General features: G+C 52.4%; 3 protein-coding genes. All 3 read right to left on the reverse strand.

Going from position 1 to position 3,970, the window contains the following annotated elements:
- Positions 1-565, reverse strand: a 565-nt coding sequence (locus tag GM672_RS27270) for a hypothetical protein (RefSeq protein WP_155473634.1), incomplete at its 3' end; no start/stop codon positions are given.
- 388 nt (positions 566-953) lie between these two features.
- Positions 954-1,499, reverse strand: a complete 546-nt coding sequence (locus GM672_RS27275; protein ID WP_155473635.1) for a hypothetical protein — start codon at positions 1,497-1,499, stop codon at positions 954-956.
- Positions 1,500-2,039: 540 nt separating this feature from the next.
- A partial coding sequence (locus GM672_RS29445; RefSeq protein ID WP_155473636.1) for a DUF2345 domain-containing protein occupies positions 2,040-3,970 on the reverse strand: 1,931 nt, incomplete at its 5' end.

Consider the following 3,970-nt stretch of genomic DNA (forward strand, 5'->3'; position numbering starts at 1 on the left):
ACACATCTGGTCGCGCCTCATACCGCAACAATAATGAAGATTTTTCCTCGAGAACTCTAAAAGAATAAATGTTCACTTCCTTGACTGGCCTGTTAGGCCGGATTTCCGAAGACGAGCTTTCAAAAACGTAATTTTTGAAAGCTTCCTTTGGAAGCTGCATGTCGTAAACGCCAATCGGATAATTTTGCGGATGTATTGTAATAATTCCTTTCTGCCAGGGCTGATCCTTGCTTTTTCGCCGAAAGTCAACGGTAATCGATCGAAGAGAAAAATTCTGTGCGCCAAATGTTATAGACGTGTGCGTCTTTTCTCTCGGGTCCTTAGGCCAGAAATATTTCCCCGATCCGAAGATCAGATCAGTTTCTTCCAGGTCGCGGCGCTTGCTGAGAATTTTCATCATCTCGCCAACAAGTAATGTGACGTACATTCTTTCGGCATAATTCATCACAATTATTCTAGGCATCTCTAGCGGGCTAACGTTGCTAAAGCGATCGACTGGCGTTTCACTCATAGCGGCTCCATTCGTGATACTTCCTGCGTATTTCTGCAACTCGGCTGGTTTCATCGGGGTGTCATTGAATTCCGCGGCGGTAGATAAATTGAAATTAAGAATGCAATAAAAAAATACTACCGCCGCGAGACGCAAATCTCTCAAGATGCACTTCCAAAAATGGGGTTAATTTCACCAACGGGGGGTTGCCACTCTTCATTCTCTCCGAGTTCCATCACCATTTCTGAAAACCTTTCATTGACAAAATTGCTATACCATATGTACTGATTGATAGCATATGCAATAGGGAACGAGAGTATATCACTGTGCTTAACCCTGCCCGAACCGCTAGGGGTACGTATGTCTGCTGCGTCTAGTAGATCTCGCGTACTTTCGGCACATGTATCGTTGAGATACTGCTTCCCCGATTTAACTTTCTCTCTGAATTTTTCCGTCTTTAATTTCAGAATCCGCCCCTGTGCGGGAGTAAGGCGTTACCAGGGCCAAAACTCAAAGCTTTCGATATCAATGAATTCTTAACAATATAATGAAATGCGTGACCATAGTCCACCGCTAGCGTACGCAGGTGCCCGAGCGCTCGTCGCCCGGGGGCGTTGCCCGTTTCGTCCGTGTTGTGGGCCATGCCGCCGGCGTTGGCGCCTTCGCCGCGCTGCGAGGCGAACTGGATGCGCACCTGGTGATCGCGGCCCGTGTGGGCGACGGCGTCGGCCAGCCCGACGACGATTGCTGTCTGCGGCCCGAGCGCGGTGACGGGATGGGCGGCGGCAGCCGCGCGCGGCACGATGGCGACGGCGTCGCGCACGCAGCCGAAGCGGTTGCGGTAGGTGCCGTTTTCGACAAGGCCGCCACCGGCCGCCGTCTTGATCTGCGCCTGGAAGTTGTTGCGGGCCTCGTGCTCGACCCACAGCGCGACGAAGGCGTCGCTGTCCGGGCCATAGCGCTCGTGCTGGGTCAAGGTGAAGGCGTGGCCCGGGGCCAGGCGGCGCACGGCGCCGGCCTAAAGCACAACACTATCGGCCTTGACACTGGCCAACATCCTCATTGTTGGGATTACGTTCAGGCGAAACCATGACAACACGTAACTCTCCCGATTCTTGAGGAACTAAACAAAATTCAGCGCGATAACCCATCAGACTCGACCCTTTGGGACGGGCGTTCAACGCAATTGCATAAGTACGGTAAGGAGCTAACGGAGCAAGAATGCGCTGTTCCATCGAAGGAATTACTTGCCCATAAAGCAAACAGTCTGAGGGCATAAGTGTTATCGATTTTCCGCGAGGAACAACGTATTGGTGCCACAACTCCCGGGGAGACTGGCCTCGCGTCTCTGACTTAACCTCCGATAACAAAATAGAATAAAACGGAACACCTTGCTTTGTCTCAGAGTTCAGTGGCAAAGAAAAACAGGGCTTTCCGAACGCAGTCTTTACCTCAGCATTATCCATGCGAGACATGGCATGACAGCCGGTAGCACACAAGCTTATCAAGAACGTGGCAGCGAGGTTTGACATTATTGTCATCGTTCTGCTCATAGAAAAATTTTTGGTAGATTGAACTTATCTGACGGGTTTGATATGAAGTTTCCGATCACCTTCTCATATAAAACTCTGTCCCCGATATGCTTTGATTCATTGAAATAGCTGGGAGAATTATTCGTCGAGACCAAGGCCCAGTAATCCGCAAGTAAATTGCCTTGGGCTTCCATATTATAATCACGAAGAGTTTTTTCTTCCTGCAATGTGTAGTCGTACGCCAGTCGAATTCGTACTGCACCACGTGCCATGACTGGATAGCCTAGTTGGTGTTGCCAAACATGGACCATCTCATGTATAAACCAAAGTTTTAAGTCAAAGGTTTCAGCAGAAAAGTCCTCTTTAAACTTCTCCTCGTTGAAATAAATTTCACCATTCGGAGTCATTGCTACATTGTCTGGCTGAAGACCAAACCACAAAAACTCGCGCTTATGGACTCGAACTTTCGAATAATCAATTGAGTCCTTAAAAAGAATTCTGGAAATTGCAATTTCGCCCGAAGTTAAGCTGCGAGATTCACCATCCGGTGTTTTTATCTCTACTATTGAGGAGCCTATGTCGATATCGTTCGTCTTCACATCTGCAATGGGGAAAGTGATCATTGTCGAGGAGGCGTGAGCAGCTGAGTTGCAGCATTGTGGCACAACTGTCGCCCGAAGTTCGACCGACTGAATCATGATCGGCTCGTTTGAAATAACGCGACTAGTTAGGCCGCTCTTATCCGTAACGCCCTTAATCGATTTCCCATTTTCCAGGAATAGGGTATATGGAATATCGCGAAGCGGAAAATTCGAACTATTTTTGAATCGGATCTGCTCGTCATAAACTGCATTATCTTTCGCGGTCGGAAGCGCTGGCTTCTTATTCAAGTGTTCCAGGGCTGGGATTAACAGTTCCGGGAACGCCTCCATGAGTGCAGGCTTGCTGTTTCCGCCATTAAACACATGCTTCCCACCCTTAACCGTAAAGTTCCCCGGACAAGCAAACGTAATATCCCCACCCTCCAACGTGATGGAAGACTGCCCGGCCTGCAGAACGATCTTCTGATTCGCCTTGATCTCGATGGAATCATTCACCGAGATCACGGTCACCGACTTGTCAGCCACAATCTCCAGCTGATCCGTATGCGCCTGCAGCGACACCGGCCCATTCGCGGCAATGGCCTGAATCCCGCCCGAGTGCGTAAAGAACGACGCAGCGTTAGCAGCAACCGACGACACCGTATGCGCGGCCGTCATCTGCACATCGCCCTGGGTAATCCACCGCAACTGCTGTCCGGCGAACAGCACGGTCGATGCCGGTGTCGCCCAGTTGATGCTGGTCGGCGAGTCCATGACAACAATCGGTGCACCGAACTTTTCCACCGGCTGCGATGCATCCAGCTCACGCGAGCCGCTTTGGGCTTTCGAAGCCTCCTGACCGTTGACGGCCCCGCTGAACTTCCCCTTTTGTTCGGGATCGAGCAGCGCGACGAAATCCTTGTGCGCCGTTGCCGCGTTCTTGCTCACCAGCGCATTCTGTGCGGTGGCGGCGTCGCTGATCGTCTCCGCCAGTTCTTCGGCCGACTTGAATCCTGCCAGCGCCTCGGATGCATCCATCTGCGTCGACGTGACACCGGCGCCTTGCGCCGACCGGGCGGACGTTGTCAGTAGCACGCCTTCGCCACCGCGCACGACGGCCCACGCGTCGGTGCGCAGTTCGAAACCGGCACCGCGGTAGGCGCCCCGTTGGGATGACGTGGGCGATTGCTGGATCAGGTAGCCCAGGTTCAGCTGGGTCGCCGCGCTGCTGGTGGCCAGACGCATGCGGACCTGGCCTTGCGTGTCGTCCAGCTGCCATTGGTTGTAGCCGTCGCCGCTGAAGTTGTGGCTGTGGATGCCCGACAGGGTGCCCGGGTGGTTGGCGCCCGAATCGACGCCGGCCGAGA

Origin of the sequence: Pseudoduganella buxea (genome assembly GCF_009720835.1) — a bacterium.
In the GTDB taxonomy this organism is placed as follows: domain Bacteria; phylum Pseudomonadota; class Gammaproteobacteria; order Burkholderiales; family Burkholderiaceae_D; genus Rugamonas; species Rugamonas buxea.